Source organism: Brucella sp. BE17 (genome assembly GCF_039545455.1).
Lineage (GTDB): Bacteria > Pseudomonadota > Alphaproteobacteria > Rhizobiales > Rhizobiaceae > Brucella.
Genome location: NZ_CP154467.1, coordinates 2,111,008 through 2,128,813, shown reverse-complemented (window position 1 = coordinate 2,128,813; position 17,806 = coordinate 2,111,008). Strand labels below are relative to the sequence as shown.

Below are 17,806 nucleotides of genomic sequence, written 5' to 3'. Positions count from 1 at the left end.
CATATATGTTTCATATAAAGGAGAATGCCGCCCCATGACAATCGATTCTTGGCACTTGACTCTTGCCAGACTCGATTCAATACTAGAACAAATGAAGAACATACAACTGTTTCCAGCATCGGCGCAACGCACAGGTGACGGGACAGCTATCAGCAAATTACAGGAATTGTTGACGTGGGCAGCTTGGATATGGCGGCGTTGCGACGCATGGTTACGGCCATTGAAGGCAACGATCCGCAAGGCGGTTTTGCAGCGGACGGAGAAAATGGCGGGCGCTCCCGCAGCTTTACGCTCGGCCATGAGGGTGCGGATCAGGCATTTCCGCATGGGCTGGCTGGCAATGCTTTGCATGAGATTGTTGCGGAAAACCCCGGCGCGACCATGGCGGCATCGGGCTTTTCGTTGGCTCTTTCATGCCGCATGGCAACAAGAAAGCGTCCAATCGTCTGGATCGAGGAAGAAAGGGCGGCAGCAGAATATGGCGGAATTTACCCGCCGGGGCTCGCCGCTTTTGGCATCGACCCCACAGCCCTTCTGATCGTCCGTTGCCCCGATGCAAGACAGGTGCTGAAGGCTGCCAATGATGCACTGGAAGCAGGCAACGGCAAGGCTCACCTGTCTGCCGTCGTCACTTCTATCACCGGCCAGCCGCAATGCCTCGACCTCACCGCCTCGCGCCGCCTGCTGCTTGCGGCGGAAGCCAGTGGGCTTACGGTCCTGCTGTTGAAAAGCCACCCCTCGGGCCAGTCGAGCGCTGCGGTCAGTCGCTGGCGCATCGCCGCGGCACCTTCGCGCTCTGCCGGTGCCAATGCGCCCGGGAACCCCACCTTTTCCGCCGTTCTGGAACGCAACCGCCACGGCACCTGCGGGCAATGGATCATGGAATGGAACAATGACAGGCTTGAATTCGGCCCAAGCGGCGCAACGCAAGACAATGCCGGAACGCGCATTTCTCGCAATCTGGTTCCCGTTTCTGCCAACGGACCGGCTTTATCGCAACGCCCGACCTGAAACGCTCATCAATCCACCGCTTGTTATAACCGAGCGCACAGCCAATGCCTTGCGCCTTAGCGCCGTCGATGCAAGTGCTGCGGCGCTCGGGCTTTTCTCCGGCATGGCGCTGACCGATGCGCGGGCGCGGGTGGAGACACTCACTGTCGCAACCGCCGAACCCGAGCGCGACCACGCCCTATTAAGCAGGCTTGCCCATTGGTGCGAACGCTATACGCCGCTTGTCGCATTCGATGAGCCCTATGGGCTGATGCTGGATATTACCGGCTGCGCGCATCTTTTTGGTGGTCCTCACGGCCTGCGCGCCGATATGATCCAGCGCCTTGCGCGCACGGGCTTTACCGCGCGCGCCGCAATCGCCGACAACAGTCTTGCAGCACGCCTTCTGGCGCGCAACAGCGATGGCGGCGTTTTCATGCCGAATGAAACAGACCGGCTTTTGCCACGCCTGCCAATTGCCGCCCTCGAACTTGATGAGGCAACCGAAACCGGTCTCAAACGCGCCGGGCTTAAAAAGATCGGCGATGTGAGCGCACTGCCGCGAGCTGCCCTCACCGCTCGGTTCGGACCGGAGCTTGCTGCAAAACTCGACCGGCTGGCACGCCAGACAAGCACTCCTATTTCACCGCTGCGCATTGAGCCTTATGCGACGAGCGCCTGCCGCCTGTCCGAGCCGGTGACGACTATGGAACGCATTGAGCATATCATTTTACAATTGGCGCGGGATCTGTTCACACAGCTTGAGGGGGACGGCAAGGGCGCGCTTCTGGTGGAATCCTCATTTTTTCGTGTCGACGGCGCAATGCGTCATATCCCGGTCGAGACCGGCCAGCCACTGCGTGACGCACCAATTTTCCTGCGCCTTGTGCGCGAACGGCTTGGCGGGCTTGTCGATCCGCTCGACGCCGGGTTCGGTTTCGACCTCATCCGGCTTTCCGCATTACGCACAACACGGATCCGCCAGCACCAGACCGGGCTTGACCAACACGAGGAAGACAAGGCCGGTTTCGGCCAACTGATCGACCGGCTTTCCGCACGGCTCGGACCAGACCATGTACTCATCCCCTTTTCGCGTGACACCCATATGCCCGAGCGCGCTTTTAGTCTGTATCCTGCCCTTAATGGAAAAGGCAAAGACAGCTCCGCTTTTCCCGACTTTTCCAGCACGCCCCCGGAGCGCCCGATAAAACTCTTCCAGCCGCCGCAGCCCGTCGATACCGTAGCCGAGGTGCCCGACAGCCCGCCTACTTTCTTCGTGTGGCGGCGGGTGCACCATCGTATCCGCCTTGCCGAAGGTCCGGAACGGATCGAACCGGAATGGTGGTTGTCCATCGGCACAAAAATGCCGGAACTGCGCGATTATTATCGGGTTGAGGACGAAAACGGCCAACGCTTCTGGCTGTTCCGTGAGGGACTTTATGATGGCGCAAACCAGCCGCGCTGGTTTCTGCATGGGCTTTTCGCATGATCACCCCCTGTTACGAGATGGCGGCGGCCAGCAATTTCTCCTTCCTTGAAGGCGCGTCACACCCGCAGGAACTGGTGCTGCAGGCGCATGCCATCGGTCTTTCCGGCATCGGCATTGCCGACCGCAACACGCTGGCCGGCGTAGTGCGGGCGCACGCCGCGTGGAAGGATTTGCGGAAAAATTCGGCTTTCCGGCTGTTCATCGGCTGCCGCCTGTCCTTTGCCGACGGCACACCGGAAATGGTGGTCTATCCACGTGATCGCGCCGCCTATGGCCAGCTTTGCCGTCTGTTGACCGAAGGCAAGGAGCGCGCCGCCATCAAAGGCGAATGTCATCTCCAATGGTCCGATTTTCTATTTCGTGCGCGCCAGTTCCAGATTGCCGTCTTTCCGCCAGAAGATGAAGCCACAGATTTCCCTGAACGCCTTGCTGAAATCGCCAAGGCGGCGCCCGGATGCGTGTGGGTGGCACTGACCATGCCGCATCAGGGCGCGGATGCAAGGCGCGCGCAACGCATTGCCGCTCTGGCGGCAGAAGCTGGTATCCCGCTTCTCGCCACCAATGACGCGCTCTATCATCATCCCGACCGGCGGGCACTTCAGGATGTGCTGAACGCCACGCGCCATCACACAACCGTCTTTGCCGCCGGGCGGTCTCTTGAAAAAAATGCCGAGCGCCATCTGAAACCGGGTCAGGAAATGCGTAGGCTTTTCCGCGATTATCCCGGAGCCATCGCTGCCACCGCCGATTTCGTCGCCCCCATCAGCTTCCGGCTCGATGAATTAAGCTATGATTATCCCGACGAACCGGTGCCGCCCGGCAAGACACCACAGCAGCATCTGCACGACCTCGTCTGGGAGGGAGCCGCCAGCCATTACGGCGCGGACATACCCCAGAAAGTGCGCGACCTCATCGATAAGGAACTGGCGCTGATTGCCGAGCTCGATTATGCGGCCTATTTTCTGACCGTCCACGACATCGTGCAGTATGCACGCAAGGAAAAAATCCTTTGTCAGGGGCGCGGTTCGGCGGCCAATTCCGCTGTCTGTTTCTGCCTCGGTGTCACCGGCGTGGACCCCGACAAATCCGATCTTCTTTTCGAGCGCTTTCTGTCGAAAGAGCGCAAGGAGCCGCCGGATATCGACGTCGATTTCGAGCATGAGCGGCGCGAGCAAGTGATGCAATATGTCTATGAACGTTATGGCCGGGACCGTGCTGCGATTGTCGCGACCGTCATCCGCTATCGTTCGCGTAGCGCCATCCGCGATGTGGGCAAGGCGCTGGGGCTGACAGAGGATGTGACGGCAGCACTCGCCAATACGGTCTGGGGCATATCGGGCGGTGCCATCGACCCCGGCCATATCAGGCAGGCAGGCCTTGATCCCGACAATCCGCTCATCCGGCGGGCGGTAGAACTTGCCATCGACCTTATCGGCTTTCCCCGCCACCTGTCGCAGCATGTCGGCGGCTTCGTTCTGGCCCGCCACCGGCTCGACGAAACCGTGCCGATCGGCCCGGCGGCGATGGAAAAACGGTCCTTCATCGAATGGGACAAGGACGATATCGACGAACTGGGGCTGATGAAGGTCGATGTGCTGTCGCTCGGCATGCTGACCTGCATCCGCAAAGCTTTCGACCTCATATATGAGCACAAGCCGCATTTTTATGGCGGCAGGAAGCTGACGCTGGCAACGGTCGAGCAGGACGACGAAGCCGTCTACGACATGCTGTGCAAGGGCGATTCGCTCGGCGTTTTTCAGGTGGAAAGCCGCGCGCAGATGAACATGCTGCCGCGCCTGAAACCCCGAAAATTCTATGACCTCGTCATCGAGGTCGCCATCGTGCGACCCGGTCCTATTCAGGGCGACATGGTGCATCCCTATCTCCGACGGCGCAATGAACAGGAAAAAGTCAACTATCCTGCGCCCTCCCCGCAACATGGCAAACCGGACGAGTTGAAAAAAATTCTGGGAAAAACCTTGGGCGTGCCGCTGTTTCAGGAACAGGCCATGCGCATCGCCATTGAGGCGGCACAGTTCACGCCCGACGAAGCCAATCTATTGCGCCGCGCCATGGCGACCTTCCGGAAGATGGGCACCATAGGCACCATGGAGAAAAAAATGGTCGAGGGCATGGTAACGCGTGGCTATGACCGGACCTTTGCCGAAAACTGCTTCAACCAGATCAAGGGGTTTGGCGAATATGGCTTTCCCGAAAGCCATGCGGCGAGCTTTGCGCTTCTGGTTTATATTTCCGCCTGGCTGAAATGCCATCACCCGGAAGTCTTTGCCGCAGCATTGCTTAATTCACAGCCGATGGGGTTTTATGCGCCCGCGCAGATCGTGCGCGATGCCCGCGACCATGGCGTGGAGGTTCGTCCGGTCGATGTGAATTTCAGCCATTGGGACAATATGCTGGAAGACACGCCCGCTACCCGCCCCGCCCTGCGGCTCGGGTTTAGGCAGATCGAGGGCTTTTCCAAGGGCAACGCCAAACTGCTGGTTACTGAGAGGGCAGAGCCTTATCGCACGATCGAGGACATGCACCGCCGTCTGCGGCTCGACCGCCGCGCTTTTACCGCGCTTGCCGATGCCGATGCCTTCGGCTCGCTCGACATCGGCCGGCGTTCGGCACTCTGGGCCGTGCGTCGCCTGCCCAATGACGAGACATTGCCGCTCTTCCAGGCGGCCGCAGCAAGCGAACTGGCACAAGAGCCACCAAGCCAACTGCCGCCAATGGCCGAAAGCGAGCATGTGATCGCTGATTATGAAACGACACGGCTGTCGCTAAAAGGTCATCCGCTGCATTATCTGCGCGACGAACTGGCGCGAGAAGGTGTTTCTACCTGCCGCTCCGTGCAGGACGGGATGGATAAGGCGCGTGGCAAAGTGGCAGGCGTCGTCACGGTGCGCCAGCGCCCCGGCAGCGCCAAGGGCGTGGTCTTTCTCACCATCGAGGACGAAACCGGCATTGCCAATATCGTGGTCTGGCCAAAGATTATGAAAAAGTTCCGCAGCGTGATCATGGGTGCGCGGCTGATCCATGTCGAAGGGCAGATCCAGCGCAGCCCGGAAGGAGTCGTACATCTGGTGGCAGCAAATCTCGAGGACCACTCGGCGGCACTGAACCGGCTTGGCGGACGTGATGCCCCACACCTGACGGCACCATCGCAGATGGCACATCACCCGAGAAATGTGCGTATTTTACCAAAATCGCGCGATTTTCATTAGAGGGTATTTCACAACCCCCTGTCCGAAAAGTGTTTTCAGTTCCACAGTCCGACGAAAAACACTGCGCAGTAATGCAGCGCCGCACCCACTACGACAAAGCCGTGCCAGATGGCGTTCTGAAACCGCAGCCGTTCCCAGACGTGGAAGATGACACCCAACGAATAGACCATACCACCCGCTGCGATCAGCCAGAATACGGGCGGTGAAAGCGACTGGATCATGGTGTCATAGACCATGATGCCACTCCAGCCGAGCGCCAGATAAAGCAGAATCGACAGCCGATCATAGCGCCCCGGCAGGAACAGTTTCAGCACCACGCCGAAAAGCGCCACGCCCCACACGAAAAGCAGCAGAGGCAGCGCGCGCTCACCCATATGCATCACGAAAGGCGTGTAGGTTCCCGCGATCAGGAGATAAATCGCCGAATGATCGAAACGGCGCAAAAACCATTTGGTCGGCGAAACCGGCCATATATTATAAATTGCTGAAATAGTGAGTGCAGCCAGAAGGCTGGCCAGATAGACACTCGACGAAATCGAGGTGGCAACGGGCATATTGGGCAGAAAGCGGATCAGCATTGCCACGGCACCGACCAGCGCCAGTGTCACGCCCAACACATGAATGACACCATCGGCCCACAGCTCGGCCCGGTCATATTTCCATTTAATGGAATCTGGCAATCTCACATTCATCGCGCTCGTCCTGTCGTGCCAGAAACCTGCCAGTGTGGCTAATCCGAAATTCGTATGACCTTGGCGCACAGTTTCTATCGAATTTCAAACACAACACATCATAGATTTGCAGCAGCAAAATGACGGGCAGGTGCGCGCACCGCCGAAAGGACACGTTTATTGTATGGACGCCGTCGTCGTGTCGGTCGCTACTGCCGGCGGTGCCGCCTTGCGGAAGCTACCGTCGAGACCTGTTTCCTTCAAAAGCCCCTTGCGCTTTGCATCGTAATAATAGCCCCGCGCATAAAAACGAACGGCCTGATTTTCATTGCCATCGGCAACCTTATAGGCACCCGACAGATAACGCACGGCATATTTCAGGTTGGTCTCGGCATCAAGAAGGCCCTTGGGCGACCCCTTATAACCCATGCCGCGCGCGGTCGGATGGCTGATTTGCATGAGACCGTAATAGGGACCGTTGCGCGCCGCCGGATTAAACCGGCTTTCGCGATGAACGACGCGGCGCACAAGTTGCTCTGGCACATCATACGCAACCGAATATTGACTAATCAGCGTATCAAGTTCCTTCGGTGCCTGCGCAGGCGTTGTAACCGAAAGGCTCGCGGCTTCTGAAACCGGCGAAGCGGTCTTGCCACCGGCATAAGCGAGGAGGGTTTCCGATTGCTCGCGCATGCCCGGAACAGGACCGACAGCCGGCAAGGCCGGATTATCCAGCGAAGCGACCATTTGGTACCCGGCATCTTCACGATCCGCTGTATCCGCAGCCGTCGTGTTCGATGCTGTCGAAGACGTACCACTTTCAATCAGTGCGGTCTTTGCTACTTTGCCGTCCGTGGTTGTTGTGGTCGTGTTGCAGGCACTGAGTGCGACGGCGCAGACGCATAAACCAAGCGCCTTGCGTATCAGGCTACCAGGAGAAGAAAGGAGAGGCGCGAATCTCATGACCGGTCTCGTCTCAGGAACCGAAGTCTTTTTCAAGGCGCTGTTCCAGCTCGACCAGATCTTCCGGCAAAGGCATACCGCTCGCCCGCAATGCATTCAATTTTTCGCGAACCGTCTCGCGAATTTCATGCACATCTTCAGGCTGATTCACCATCTGCTCAAACAGCAGCGCAATTTCCGCCTTGATATCCTCGAATGCCATGCCATTCCTCTTGGTCTTCGCAACATGCTACGGTGCTGCTCCGGTCAAAATCCGTCTGGTAATACTACTTTCTAGCACGCAAACACGGCCAAGAGGAAGCCTAAAGGCTGCTTGCGCAGCAATTCGGGTCATTTCGCTTTCCAGAAGTTTTGATTTAAAGGCTTGCATGCTCTCGCTTCTCAGCGTCGAGCACTTTATGCTAAAGCCATATTATGAATGTGCTATCAGATACTTCTCCAGTCTATAATCCGCCTCTGGAACCCTCTATTTCCATCATCCATCAGGATGCGGACATTCTGGTTCTGGATAAGCAAAGCGGTCTTCTCTCTGTCCCTGGGCGCCATCCTGCCCTGTCCGACAGCCTGTCTGTGCGCGTACAAAAACAATTCCCCACAGCACTGATGATCAACCGTCTGGACAAGGATACGTCCGGGCTGGTGCTGATGTCACTCAACCGCCAGGCGCACGCCGCCATTGCGGCGCAGTTTGAAGCACGAACGACCGGAAAAACCTACGTAGCGGAAGTATGGGGTCACCTTGAAAAGGACGAAGGGCTGATCGATCTGCCGCTGGCGATCGACCCCGACAACAAGCCGCGTCATCGCGTAGACCACGACAACGGCAAGCCTGCCCAGACCCGGTGGAAGGTCGTCAAGCGCAAGGAAAAAACGACGCGCTTGCAACTCTTTCCTATGACCGGGCGTACGCATCAACTGCGTGTCCATATGAAAGCTCTGGGCCATGTTATCCTTGGCGACGAATTTTATGCCGAAGACGAGGCACGGAAAGCAGCAGACCGTTTGATGCTGCATGCACAAACACTGACATTCCGCCATTCTTCCGGGCATGATGTCATGTTCACCGCGCCCTGTCCTTTCTAAGAAACTTTGGCCCAGTCTGAGAAACCCATGTCCCAAAGTGCAGACGCATCCACGCTTATTGTCGATTTTGTCGGTGGTGCAGTTGGCCACAGGTTTCGCTCAGGCGAGGGCCGCGGGCAGGCGTTGGCGCGGGCAGCAGGCTTTGCAAGTGGAATCACGCCAAACATCGTCGATGCGACAGCGGGACTCGGTCGTGACGCGTTTTTTCTGGCTTCTCTGGGCGCGAACGTGACGCTGATCGAGCGCTCGGAAAAAATGCATGAACTGCTCGCGAAAGGTCTGGCACGCGCAAGCGCCGAGGGCGGCCACTATGCCGAGACGGTCGCGCGCATGACCTTGCTACATGGCGACTCCTGCCTGCTTTTGCAGGAACTCAAGCCGCAGGTGGTGCTTGTCGACCCCATGCACCCGCCGCGCGGCAACTCCGCCCTGGTGAAGAAGGAAATGCGCCAGATCCGCGAGATCGTCGGATCCGATGCGGATTCGGAAAAATTGATGCAGGCTGCTCTGGAATATGCGAAAAACCGCGTGGTGCTGAAATGGCCCTTGCGCGCCTCGCCGATGGCCGGGCTACGCAAACCCTCACATCAGATTTTAGGCAAAAGCACACGCTATGATGTTTTCGTCAAAGCCAAGCTGACGCCCAGTTAGGCTTAAAAGCTATGGACTATAGAATGCGCGGCAGCATCGTATCGACCCCTTCGAATCCCAGGGCAAAAATCCCCAGGTCATCGAACCCGATACCGCCATCTGCATTGAAAAGATAAATGCTCATCCACACGAGCGCGATGATCAGAAGAATGGTCAAAATCATCAGGACCAGAAGACGCCGCCCGAGTGCAGTCTTGCGTCCTGCCTCCTGCTGTGGAGATTTAACCATCTTCTATCATTGCCCCGTCGTCTTGCTTTACGTCAGCATGCGAAAGCCATTCCCTTCGCAGTTCCATCAATGGCGTTTCCTATAAAGCATGTACAGCAAAAAGGGGAAGCGATTTAAAATGGGCATACTCCAACATTCACTTCCCGACCTGCTTCATTTCGGCAACGCTGTTCTAATCATCATTGGCGGCATTAAGCTCTTCGGGTGGTGTGCCCTGTGCGCTTGAAGCCACAAGATAGCCCTCCTGCGTCAGCCAGCCACGCAGGATGAGCGCTATGGCCTCGGTCTGGTTCAGTCCGGTCTGTCTCTCGACAATAAAACGCTCCAGCGCGTCATGCACATCCTTCGGCAGATAAGTGCTCATTCATGTCCTCCGGTAAAGCTCTATCTCACGGTTGCAGTGACCGTACCAACGCCCTCAACCCGACCTTCCAGGCGGTCGCCACTTTTTACGGGCCCCACACCCGCCGGTGTGCCGGTAAAGATCAGGTCGCCCGGCTGCAATTCGAACAGTGATGACAGATAAGAAATCGTTTCCGCCACTTTCCAGATCATCTGATTGAGGTCGCCAGACTGGCGGGTTTCCCCATTGATGGAAAGTGTAATCAATCCGTTTTCCAAAAAGCCTGTCTCGCTTACTGGCACGACAGCGGAACAGGGAGCTGAATGATCGAAAGCCTTAGCCACCTCCCAGGGACGTCCCGCTTTCTTGGCCATAGCCTGAAGGTCACGTCGCGTCATGTCGATACCGACCGCATATCCATAGATATGATCGCGCGCTTCCTCGACTGCAATATCGCTTCCACCGGATTTCAGCGCCACCACAAGCTCGATTTCGTGATGCACATCCTCGGTCCGGGCAGGATAAGGAAAATCGCCACCATCGATCACCAGACAATCTGGGTTTTTCTGAAAGAAAAACGGCGGATTGCGGGTTGGGTCTCCGCCCATCTCCAGAGCGTGATCGGCATAATTCTGGCCAACGCAATAGATGCGATGAACGGGAAAACGCGCCTGGCTTCCCTTCACAGGCAGAAAGGATTGCGGGCGCGGCGCGAAGACATAATCGGTCATGAAGCGATTTCCAGAAATTGCAAAATGCTATGATTTTCTCATCATGCAGACGTATAGGTCGCGCCGCAACCCGCAAAGAGCTTTTGTGGCATTTCTCACCTAGGATTCGGTACTCGAAAGGATGTAATCCGCCTTGCGGGAATAGGTTATCACCCGTTCGGCATTGGGGAGATCATTGGCATGGGCTTTTGCGCGGGCAGCGTCAGGATCAAAGCCGTAATGCAGCCAGCGATCGACAAGGCGGCGTTCAAGGATGGGCAACGGCACGTCGAGCGCAACCGTCAAGTCGAAGAGCGAACCAAGGCGTGACCACGGCTCCTCATCGAGGAGCAGGTAATTGCCTTCGACCAGAAGAATGCGGTGCTGCGGCGTCACGACGGAAGCGGCAGCGCGTGAAAGCTCCAGAGAACGGTCGAAAACCGGAATGAAGACGTCTTCCTGCGCAGCTTTCAGCCGTTCGAGCAAAGCGGCAAAACCCGCACAGTCAAAGGTCGGCGGAGAGCCCTTGCGGCTTTTAAGGCCACGTTTATCGAGAATGGAATCATCAAGATGAAAGCCATCCATCGGTACAATAATGGCCGGATAATCCGCGCCCTGATTGATCGCCTTGCACAGATAATCCGCTATGGTCGATTTGCCAGATCCCGGTGGCCCGGCGATTGCCACGATCAGCCGGTCGTGCGTTGCGGCGCTGCGGGCCAGAATTTTTGCAACCAGCTCTTTGCGTTCAATCGGCACCATCTCGTGTGTCCCATATTAATTCGGGCACAGACATGGCGGATTTGCGCGCAACTCTCAAGCGGCTTTCAACATTGCGTGTTGGTCCAAAACACAGTTTATTATGCGAGGTGCGCAAGTTTGATGCAGAGCCGTTACAAATAAGCTCTATCTGTCTGTTTCAAGAAACTGCCTTGCAAGGATCGCAAATGCGGTCAAACTGCAGATGACCAACCGATTGAATCGAACGGGAAAAACATGACCGTCAAAACGATTGCTACCACGCCCTATCAGGATCAACAGCCCGGCACGTCAGGCCTGCGTAAGAAAGTGCCCGTTTTTCAGCAGGCAAACTACGCTGAAAACTTCATCCAGTCGGTGTTCGACGTGCTGGAGGGATTTACCGATCAGACACTGGTGGTTGGTGGTGACGGGCGCTTCTATAATCGCGAGGTCATCCAGAAACTGATCAAGATCGCAGCCGCCAATGGGTTCGGCCGCATCATGATCGGACAGGGCGGCATTCTTTCCACGCCCGCCGCTTCCAACATGATCCGCAAATACAAGGCCTTTGGCGGCATCATTCTGTCGGCAAGCCACAACCCTGGTGGCCCGAAGGAAGATTTCGGCATTAAATACAATACCGGCAACGGCGGGCCGGCACCCGAAAAGATCACCGAGGCGATCTTTGCCCGTTCCAAGGTGATCGACCAATATAAAATAGCTGATGCGCCCGACATCGATATCGACACGTTGGGAACGACGAAAATCGGCGAGACGGAAATCGTCGTCTTCGATTCTGTCGCCGATTATGCTGAGCTGATGGAAAGCCTTTTTGATTTCGATGCGATCCGCGCCATGATCAAGGGCGGTTTCGAAATGCGGTTTGACGCCATGCATGCCGTGACCGGACCCTATGCCAAGGAGATTTTCGAGCGCCGCCTTGGTGCGCAAGGGGGCAGCGTTATTAATTTCGTTCCGCTACCGGATTTCGGTGGCCATCACCCCGATCCCAACCTCGTCTATGCCAAGGGGCTTTATGATCTGCTGATGTCTCAGAATGCACCGGATTTCGGCGCGGCATCTGACGGCGACGGTGACCGCAACCTTATTCTGGGCCGCGACATTTTTGTGACCCCATCCGATTCGCTTGCCCTTCTTGCCGCCAATGCACATCTGGCGCCGGGGTATAAGGACGGAATCAAAGGCATTGCACGCTCCATGCCGACGAGTGCCGCAGCCGACCGCGTGGCCGAAAAACTGGGCATCGGCATCTACGAGACACCGACCGGCTGGAAATTTTTCGGTAATCTGCTTGATCATGGCAAGGTCACGATCTGCGGCGAGGAGAGCTCGGGCACCGGTTCCGATCATGTGCGCGAAAAGGACGGTCTGTGGGCGGTGCTGCTTTGGCTCAATATTCTGGCGGTGCGCAAGGAAAGCGTGAAGGCGATCGTCGAAGAACACTGGGCGCGTTTCGGGCGCAATTATTATACCCGCCACGATTATGAAGCGGTTGATGCAGATATCGCAAAACAGCTGGTGGCCGACCTGCGCGCAAAGCTTGCGACCCTGCCCGGCATGACCATTAACTGTCTTAAGATCGAGAAGGCAGACGATTTCACCTATCATGATCCCATCGATCATTCGGTGAGCGAGCATCAGGGCGTGCGTATCTATTTCGAAGGCGGCGGTCGCATCGTGCTTCGCCTTTCCGGAACCGGTACTTCGGGCGCAACGATCCGCATCTATATCGAGCGCTATGAAGCCGACAAGGCGAAACACGATCTTGATACGCAGGAAACGCTGGCCAGCCTGATCGATGCCGCGGAACAGATCACGGAAGTCAAGAAACGCAGCCGACGTGATGCACCGAGCGTGATTACCTGATTAGGGCAGTAGGGCAGTAGGGCAGTAGGGCAGTGAAGAATACAGTCGTTCCGTCTTCTGAAAGACTAAACATACGACCTTATGGCCCTACTGCCTTATTCCGTTATTCAAACACGATCGCCGGAGCGGGCCTGCCCGCGCCTGATCCTTTCATATTCTCCCAAACCCTCGCAGCAATATCGCGATAGATTTTTGCGTGAACACTATCGGGTTCGACCACGGTTACAGGTGTGCCCTCATCGGAATGCGCGCGGATATCCATGTGCAGCGGCACTTCGCCGAGGAACGGTACGTTGAGACGCTCGGCCTCCTTGCGCGCCCCACCATGGCCGAAAATATCATAACGCGTACCGGTATCGGGCGCGATGAAATAACTCATATTCTCGACGATACCCAAGACCGGTACATCGACCTTGCGGAACATAGCCAGTCCCTTACGCGCATCAATCAATGCCAGATCCTGCGGCGTTGAAACCACGACAGCACCCGCCAGCGGCACCTGTTGCGCCATGGTCAGTTGCGCATCGCCAGTACCGGGCGGCATATCAACGACCAGCACATCAAGTTCACCCCAGGCGACCTCGCGCAGCATCTGCGTCAGCGCTGACATGACCATCGGCCCGCGCCAGATCATGGGCGTTTCCTCATCCACCATGAAGCCGATGGACATGACCTTGATGCCGTAATTTTCCATGGGCTTGAGGATACGGCCCTCAACCGTCTCCGGGCGACCGGAAATACCAAGAAGGCGCGGCATTGACGGTCCGTAGATATCGGCATCGAGAATGCCGACCTTGAGGCCGTTGGCCTGAAGTCCCAGCGCTATATTGACGGCGGTCGTGGACTTTCCCACACCGCCCTTGCCCGAGGCAACCGCGATGATGGCACCGACGCCCGGAATACCAGGCTTTGAAGCGACCCGTTGTGCGGGCGCTGGACGCGGCTGCGCGGATGCTGCTGCCGGGCGCGCCTTCGGTCTGGGGGGCGGCGGCGCGTCGTCACTGGTGCGACCACCCTTCTTTTCAGCCGTCAATGTCACCAATGCACCGGTGACACCGGGGATTTCCTTCACGGTTTTTTCGGCAGCCAGCCGCATCGGCTCTAGCGCATCTGCGCGTTCAGCCGGCACCGTGATCGAGAAAAAAACCTTGCCGTCAGCGATAAAAATATCCGACACCAAGGCGAGCGATACGATATCGCTTTCGAAATCGGGACCCGTCACGACTTTCAGCCGCTCAAGCACCTGTTCGCGTGTTACGCCTGCCATTTCACTTGATCGGGAAAACAGTTGAATAAGAGACGATAAAGCGCCAGAAAACCCGCGCGCTGCAATCTTCCTGCTTCGCTGCCTTCCTCTCCCTTTCGATTGTTGCATCATTTCCTCGCCTGACATAATCAGCTTTCCATCAAAAGGCCAAGAGATCGGCCCAACAAAACCCGCTTCATTTGCAATCCAACGGAGAACACGATGGCCAAAGCTATTCATTCAATGATCCGGGTCCTCGATGAGGCGCAATCAGTTGCATTTTATAATCAGGCTTTCGGCCTCGATATTTCGCAGCGCATCGACTTCGAGACTTTCACGCTCGTCTACCTGCGCAATGAAGAAGCTGATTTCGAGGTTGAACTGACAATTAACAAGGGTCGCACCGAGCCCTATAATCTGGGCGATGGCTATGGGCATCTGGCGGTTGTGGTAGACGATGTCGACGCCGAACATAGGCGCTTTGATAAACTCGGTTTCAAAATCGGCAAGCTTGTGGACTTCAAGAATGGTGACGTGAAGCTGGCCCGGTTCTTTTTTGTCGAAGACCCGGATGGCTACAAAATCGAGGTACTGCAACGCGGCGGCCATTATCAGTGATGAATAAAAACAGGCGCGGCGTATTCGCGCCCGTTTTGTTTGATGCTTGGCAAAGACAGCCGGATTGGACTAGATAAACTTCGGCATAAAGGAGATGCTGCATCGTGAAATGGAACGCGAACCAATTATGGATCGGTCTGACAATACGCCTCTTGAGCGTATTGGCGCTGATGCTTGTCGGTTTCGCCCATAAGCCCATCGATCTGAATGCGCCCGATAGTTACCTCCTTGCGCAGTATCGGCTTCCCGATGGCAGCTATCCCGTGCTTTGTATTGGCGATCATGCTTCCGGACAGGACCATCAGGGTCACGGCAAGCATTCAGGCGGCACGGGTTGCGAGGCCTGCCGAATCGCTTCCGCCTTCCTTTGCCCGGCACCGGCTGGCTCGACCGGGCCCGTTCTGAACCTAGCGCTTGCCGACACACTGCTGCCATCACAGCCCATCCTTCGACGCACCATCTATCCACCATCCGCACCACCGCAAGCCCCCCCTTACGCCTGAACACGTCCATTCCAAACGCACGCCTTTGCGGGCGTGCATCCCCACGACTATTCAGGTTTATTCAAATGAAAAACACTCGTTTTTTTGCTTCCGCCCTCTCGCTTGCAGCCTTTTGCGCTTCCGCACCACTCGCCAGCGCCCATTCATCGCTGGATCAGACAGAAGCCAAAGCTGGCAGCTTCTACAAGGCAACTTTCCGTGTGCCGCATGGATGCAATGGTAAGGCCACGACTGAAGTCAAAATTGAGCTGCCGGAAGGTTTTGTCTCCGCGCAGCCGCAGATCAAAGCTGGCTGGAACGTTGAAACCGTCAAGGGCGACTATGCACAAAGCTACAAGGTGCATGGCAAGGACGTTAAATCAGGCGTCAAGGAAGTGCGTTTCAGCGGCGGACATGTGCCAAGCGATTTCTATGACGAGTTCACCGTCGTAGGACAGCTTGCGTCTTTCGAACAAAACACCACGCTTTCCTTCCCCGTGACGCAAATCTGTGGCAGCGATGCATCCGTGGCTTGGACCGAAATCGCAAAGGACGGGCAAAACCCTCATGACCTGCCGCATCCTGCTCCGCAGCTTCACGTTCTGGCGGCCAGCTCAGGCGCTCATCATTCCGACCATGGCGATCACGCGACAAAGCCCACCAAAATCGGAGATCTGACGATTAGCGCGCCATCGGTACGCGCCATGGTCCCCGGCGCGAAGGTGGCAGGCGGGTTTCTCACCATTGCCAATGGCGGCAAGGATGCTGACACTTTTATCTCGGCCACGACCAGTGGCGTCGAACGCGTCGAAATCCATGAAATGAAGATGGAAGGCGACGTGATGAAGATGCGCAAGCTTGATGACGGTCTTGCGCTTCCAGCGGGAGAAACCGTGGAACTCAAATCCGGTGGTTATCATCTCATGTTTATTCAGCCCGAAAAACCCTACAAGGAAGGCGAAACCGTTCCGGTCACGCTGGAATTTAAAAAGGCGGGCAAGGTAGAGGTCGATTTCCCTGTTACCGCGCAAAGTGGCAAGTCCGGGGATCATTCCGGGCACTGATCCCGATCTTCACTATTCACGCTGCCCAATGCTTCCACCCGGCAGCGTGAAGGCTTCAAGAGCACAGGGCGGATAAGACGTGTCCTCTCTCCTTCATGCTTTATGCGCCCGTTTGCCGCAACCGCTGTTCCCCAACAGCGGTTGCGTTTTTATTTCAGGCAGTTAAATATGAATGTAATAGTCTAGAATAATTCCAAACTATTGAAATATATAACTTTTTAAAAGTTGACTGATTGACTCCAGATCAATTTGCGGCTTTTATACAGATTGCGCATTGAGCGCGACCTTTGATGTCTGGGCCTTTAACCCTTTCGATTGGAGGACCAAATGGTTGGTCACGGCGAATGCCGGTCCGCAAATATAGATGGCCTGCCGTGGCAGCTCAGTCTCTTGCCGACCGGATATTGTAGTTCACGCACGCAAACGCAACGTTGTGCTGTGCAAAAGCGGGGCAAAGCGCCTGTGCTTTCTCACCTCTCATCTAGGAGGCGGCCATGAACATGCGCGTCTCGCATCTTAATGGCGCCAATAGCCTGGGCTATTACGAACGCCTGCCGGAAAAGCTGGTACTGGAAGGCTATCGCCGCTGGACTGCGGGATACGACACTGGCTCGATCATCCCGTGGGAAATGACCTGGGGTCTTTATTCGGAACTGCTGGGCCCCATGGAGGCCAAGCGCGCAGTCGGAGAGCTGTCGCAATTCATCCGCGTGCTGCGCCATTGCGCGAGCTGTCCGTTGCGCGCCTTTCCGTTCGATTCGCAGCATGTCTGCCGTGAGGAATGCCTGACGCTGGGGCTGATTTCGGGTTTGCACAATCAGGACGCGTTGCTGCTCGACACCTGCCTTGAGGCAATCGTCTGCCCGCGTTGCTGCGACGATGTGGCTGCAGCTGCACGCAATTTTGCCGATACGCTGGCCGATTTCGGCCAGACTTTGTTGCCAATACCCATCCACGCCATCGACAGGGCTCTGGATGGAGCACAGGAGCGGGCGCATCGCGCCACCGTGCACTAGAGCGGATACTCACATCTTTGCACCGCAAAGACGATTACGAATTAAAAGACGCCGCAAGATGGCGCAAGGAGATTGAAATGCAGGCCAGAACCGAAAGACGCCTCGGCATTGCCGCCGCCCTCGCACTGACCGCAGCAACATTTGTCGTGCCGGGCGTATCCACGCAGGTCGCGCAGAACCAGAGTACGCAAACAGAACGTGTACAGATTGCATCCGCAGAAACCCTGCGCACGGAACTGCGCCACTTCGCCAATCTAAGCGACGCGATGCCGAAATTGCGCCACGCAGAATAGAGCGCATCCCGAAAAGGGTGAAACGGTTTTCGGATAAGATCCGGGTTAAAAAACAGAAAAGCCGCAAGCGTTATGCTTATGGCTTTTTTCGTTTCTATAG

The 17,806-nt window shown here is 56.5% G+C and carries 19 protein-coding genes; 11 read left to right on the top strand and 8 right to left on the bottom strand.

Translation table 11 applies throughout. The features are described 5' to 3' along the window. The first annotated feature begins 174 nt into the window (after positions 1-174). From AAIB41_RS10325 to AAIB41_RS10315, 3 genes are read left to right on the top strand one after another with little or no spacing between them, the layout of a single operon-like run. A complete protein-coding gene (locus AAIB41_RS10325; protein WP_343313250.1) occupies positions 175-1,011 on the top strand; it encodes a hypothetical protein in 837 nt (278 codons plus the stop codon). 25 nt (positions 1,012-1,036) lie between these two features. Then, positions 1,037-2,479 (top strand): DNA polymerase Y family protein, encoded by a 1,443-nt coding sequence (locus AAIB41_RS10320; RefSeq protein WP_343314740.1) that lies wholly within the window; start codon positions 1,037-1,039, stop codon positions 2,477-2,479. Then, positions 2,479-5,709: an error-prone DNA polymerase gene (locus AAIB41_RS10315; protein WP_343314739.1), complete on the top strand. Its 3,231-nt coding sequence runs from the start codon at positions 2,479-2,481 to the stop codon at positions 5,707-5,709. The genes AAIB41_RS10320 and AAIB41_RS10315 overlap by 1 nt, the downstream gene beginning before the upstream one ends. A gap of 35 nt (positions 5,710-5,744) precedes the next feature. On the opposite strand, the gene AAIB41_RS10310 is transcribed toward AAIB41_RS10315, so the two are convergent. The 3 genes from AAIB41_RS10310 to AAIB41_RS10300 form a co-directional block, all read right to left on the bottom strand. Then, positions 5,745-6,401: a hemolysin III family protein gene (locus AAIB41_RS10310; RefSeq protein WP_343313248.1), complete on the bottom strand. Its 657-nt coding sequence runs from the start codon at positions 6,399-6,401 to the stop codon at positions 5,745-5,747. Between the two features lie 156 nt (positions 6,402-6,557). Beyond that, positions 6,558-7,343: a lytic transglycosylase domain-containing protein gene (locus AAIB41_RS10305; protein ID WP_343313247.1), complete on the bottom strand. Its 786-nt coding sequence runs from the start codon at positions 7,341-7,343 to the stop codon at positions 6,558-6,560. Positions 7,344-7,356: 13 nt separating this feature from the next. After that, on the bottom strand, positions 7,357-7,545 hold the full coding sequence (locus AAIB41_RS10300; RefSeq protein WP_343313246.1) for a hypothetical protein: 189 nt from the start codon (positions 7,543-7,545) through the stop codon (positions 7,357-7,359). 212 nt (positions 7,546-7,757) lie between these two features. Here AAIB41_RS10300 and AAIB41_RS10295 point away from each other — a divergent pair, with 212 nt between their 5' ends. Beyond that, positions 7,758-8,426 carry a pseudouridine synthase gene (locus AAIB41_RS10295; protein WP_343313244.1) on the top strand — a complete coding sequence of 223 codons (669 nt, stop codon included), beginning with the start codon at positions 7,758-7,760 and terminating at the stop codon, positions 8,424-8,426. A gap of 27 nt (positions 8,427-8,453) precedes the next feature. Next, positions 8,454-9,077 carry a class I SAM-dependent methyltransferase gene (locus AAIB41_RS10290; RefSeq protein ID WP_343313242.1) on the top strand — a complete coding sequence of 208 codons (624 nt, stop codon included), beginning with the start codon at positions 8,454-8,456 and terminating at the stop codon, positions 9,075-9,077. 16 nt (positions 9,078-9,093) lie between these two features. On the opposite strand, the gene AAIB41_RS10285 is transcribed toward AAIB41_RS10290, so the two are convergent. The 4 genes from AAIB41_RS10285 to AAIB41_RS10270 all read right to left on the bottom strand — a co-directional run bounded on the left by AAIB41_RS10285 (position 9,094) and on the right by AAIB41_RS10270 (position 11,121). Further along, positions 9,094-9,306 carry a hypothetical protein gene (locus AAIB41_RS10285; protein WP_343313241.1) on the bottom strand — a complete coding sequence of 71 codons (213 nt, stop codon included), beginning with the start codon at positions 9,304-9,306 and terminating at the stop codon, positions 9,094-9,096. A 172-nt stretch (positions 9,307-9,478) separates the two neighbouring features. Next, a complete protein-coding gene (locus AAIB41_RS10280; RefSeq protein ID WP_343313240.1) occupies positions 9,479-9,670 on the bottom strand; it encodes a hypothetical protein in 192 nt (63 codons plus the stop codon). Between the two features lie 20 nt (positions 9,671-9,690). Then, complete coding sequence (locus AAIB41_RS10275; protein ID WP_343313239.1) at positions 9,691-10,380, bottom strand: fumarylacetoacetate hydrolase family protein; 690 nt, start codon at positions 10,378-10,380, stop codon at positions 9,691-9,693. Between the two features lie 99 nt (positions 10,381-10,479). Continuing rightward, on the bottom strand, positions 10,480-11,121 hold the full coding sequence (locus tag AAIB41_RS10270) for a nucleoside/nucleotide kinase family protein (protein WP_343313238.1): 642 nt from the start codon (positions 11,119-11,121) through the stop codon (positions 10,480-10,482). A gap of 234 nt (positions 11,122-11,355) precedes the next feature. Here AAIB41_RS10270 and AAIB41_RS10265 point away from each other — a divergent pair, with 234 nt between their 5' ends. Next, positions 11,356-12,987, top strand: coding sequence for an alpha-D-glucose phosphate-specific phosphoglucomutase (locus tag AAIB41_RS10265; RefSeq protein ID WP_343313237.1), 1,632 nt, complete (start codon positions 11,356-11,358; stop codon positions 12,985-12,987). A gap of 103 nt (positions 12,988-13,090) precedes the next feature. On the opposite strand, the gene apbC is transcribed toward AAIB41_RS10265, so the two are convergent. Beyond that, the gene (apbC, locus tag AAIB41_RS10260; RefSeq protein ID WP_343313235.1) at positions 13,091-14,254 is read right to left on the bottom strand and encodes an iron-sulfur cluster carrier protein ApbC; all 1,164 of its coding nucleotides are present in this window, start codon (positions 14,252-14,254) and stop codon (positions 13,091-13,093) included. A gap of 201 nt (positions 14,255-14,455) precedes the next feature. Between apbC and AAIB41_RS10255 the strand changes: the two genes are divergently transcribed. The 5 genes from AAIB41_RS10255 to AAIB41_RS10235 all read left to right on the top strand — a co-directional run bounded on the left by AAIB41_RS10255 (position 14,456) and on the right by AAIB41_RS10235 (position 17,706). Then, positions 14,456-14,851, top strand: a complete 396-nt coding sequence (locus AAIB41_RS10255; protein ID WP_343313233.1) for a VOC family protein — start codon at positions 14,456-14,458, stop codon at positions 14,849-14,851. 104 nt (positions 14,852-14,955) lie between these two features. Next, on the top strand, positions 14,956-15,354 hold the full coding sequence (locus AAIB41_RS10250) for a hypothetical protein (protein WP_343313232.1): 399 nt from the start codon (positions 14,956-14,958) through the stop codon (positions 15,352-15,354). Between the two features lie 65 nt (positions 15,355-15,419). Continuing rightward, a complete protein-coding gene (locus AAIB41_RS10245) occupies positions 15,420-16,397 on the top strand; it encodes a DUF1775 domain-containing protein (protein ID WP_343313230.1) in 978 nt (325 codons plus the stop codon). Positions 16,398-16,891: 494 nt separating this feature from the next. Further along, a complete protein-coding gene (locus AAIB41_RS10240) occupies positions 16,892-17,413 on the top strand; it encodes a hypothetical protein (RefSeq protein WP_343313229.1) in 522 nt (173 codons plus the stop codon). 77 nt (positions 17,414-17,490) lie between these two features. Next, positions 17,491-17,706, top strand: coding sequence for a hypothetical protein (locus AAIB41_RS10235; RefSeq protein WP_343313227.1), 216 nt, complete (start codon positions 17,491-17,493; stop codon positions 17,704-17,706). Positions 17,707-17,806 lie beyond the last annotated feature (100 nt).

Excerpts from the sequence above, each read along its gene's own strand:
- AAIB41_RS10310 (WP_343313248.1), bottom strand. The coding sequence starts at position 6,401 with ATGAATGTGAGATTGCCAGATTCCATTAAATGGAAATATGACCGGGCC.
- AAIB41_RS10305 (WP_343313247.1), bottom strand. The coding sequence starts at position 7,343 with ATGAGATTCGCGCCTCTCCTTTCTTCTCCTGGTAGCCTGATACGCAAG.
- AAIB41_RS10300 (WP_343313246.1), bottom strand. The coding sequence starts at position 7,545 with ATGGCATTCGAGGATATCAAGGCGGAAATTGCGCTGCTGTTTGAGCAG.
- AAIB41_RS10295 (WP_343313244.1), top strand. The coding sequence starts at position 7,758 with ATGAATGTGCTATCAGATACTTCTCCAGTCTATAATCCGCCTCTGGAA.
- AAIB41_RS10290 (WP_343313242.1), top strand. The coding sequence starts at position 8,454 with ATGTCCCAAAGTGCAGACGCATCCACGCTTATTGTCGATTTTGTCGGT.
- AAIB41_RS10285 (WP_343313241.1), bottom strand. The coding sequence starts at position 9,306 with ATGGTTAAATCTCCACAGCAGGAGGCAGGACGCAAGACTGCACTCGGG.
- AAIB41_RS10280 (WP_343313240.1), bottom strand. The coding sequence starts at position 9,670 with ATGAGCACTTATCTGCCGAAGGATGTGCATGACGCGCTGGAGCGTTTT.
- AAIB41_RS10275 (WP_343313239.1), bottom strand. The coding sequence starts at position 10,380 with ATGACCGATTATGTCTTCGCGCCGCGCCCGCAATCCTTTCTGCCTGTG.
- AAIB41_RS10270 (WP_343313238.1), bottom strand. The coding sequence starts at position 11,121 with ATGGTGCCGATTGAACGCAAAGAGCTGGTTGCAAAAATTCTGGCCCGC.
- AAIB41_RS10265 (WP_343313237.1), top strand. The coding sequence starts at position 11,356 with ATGACCGTCAAAACGATTGCTACCACGCCCTATCAGGATCAACAGCCC.
- apbC (WP_343313235.1), bottom strand. The coding sequence starts at position 14,254 with ATGGCAGGCGTAACACGCGAACAGGTGCTTGAGCGGCTGAAAGTCGTG.
- AAIB41_RS10255 (WP_343313233.1), top strand. The coding sequence starts at position 14,456 with ATGGCCAAAGCTATTCATTCAATGATCCGGGTCCTCGATGAGGCGCAA.
- AAIB41_RS10245 (WP_343313230.1), top strand. The coding sequence starts at position 15,420 with ATGAAAAACACTCGTTTTTTTGCTTCCGCCCTCTCGCTTGCAGCCTTT.
- AAIB41_RS10240 (WP_343313229.1), top strand. The coding sequence starts at position 16,892 with ATGAACATGCGCGTCTCGCATCTTAATGGCGCCAATAGCCTGGGCTAT.
- AAIB41_RS10235 (WP_343313227.1), top strand. The coding sequence starts at position 17,491 with ATGCAGGCCAGAACCGAAAGACGCCTCGGCATTGCCGCCGCCCTCGCA.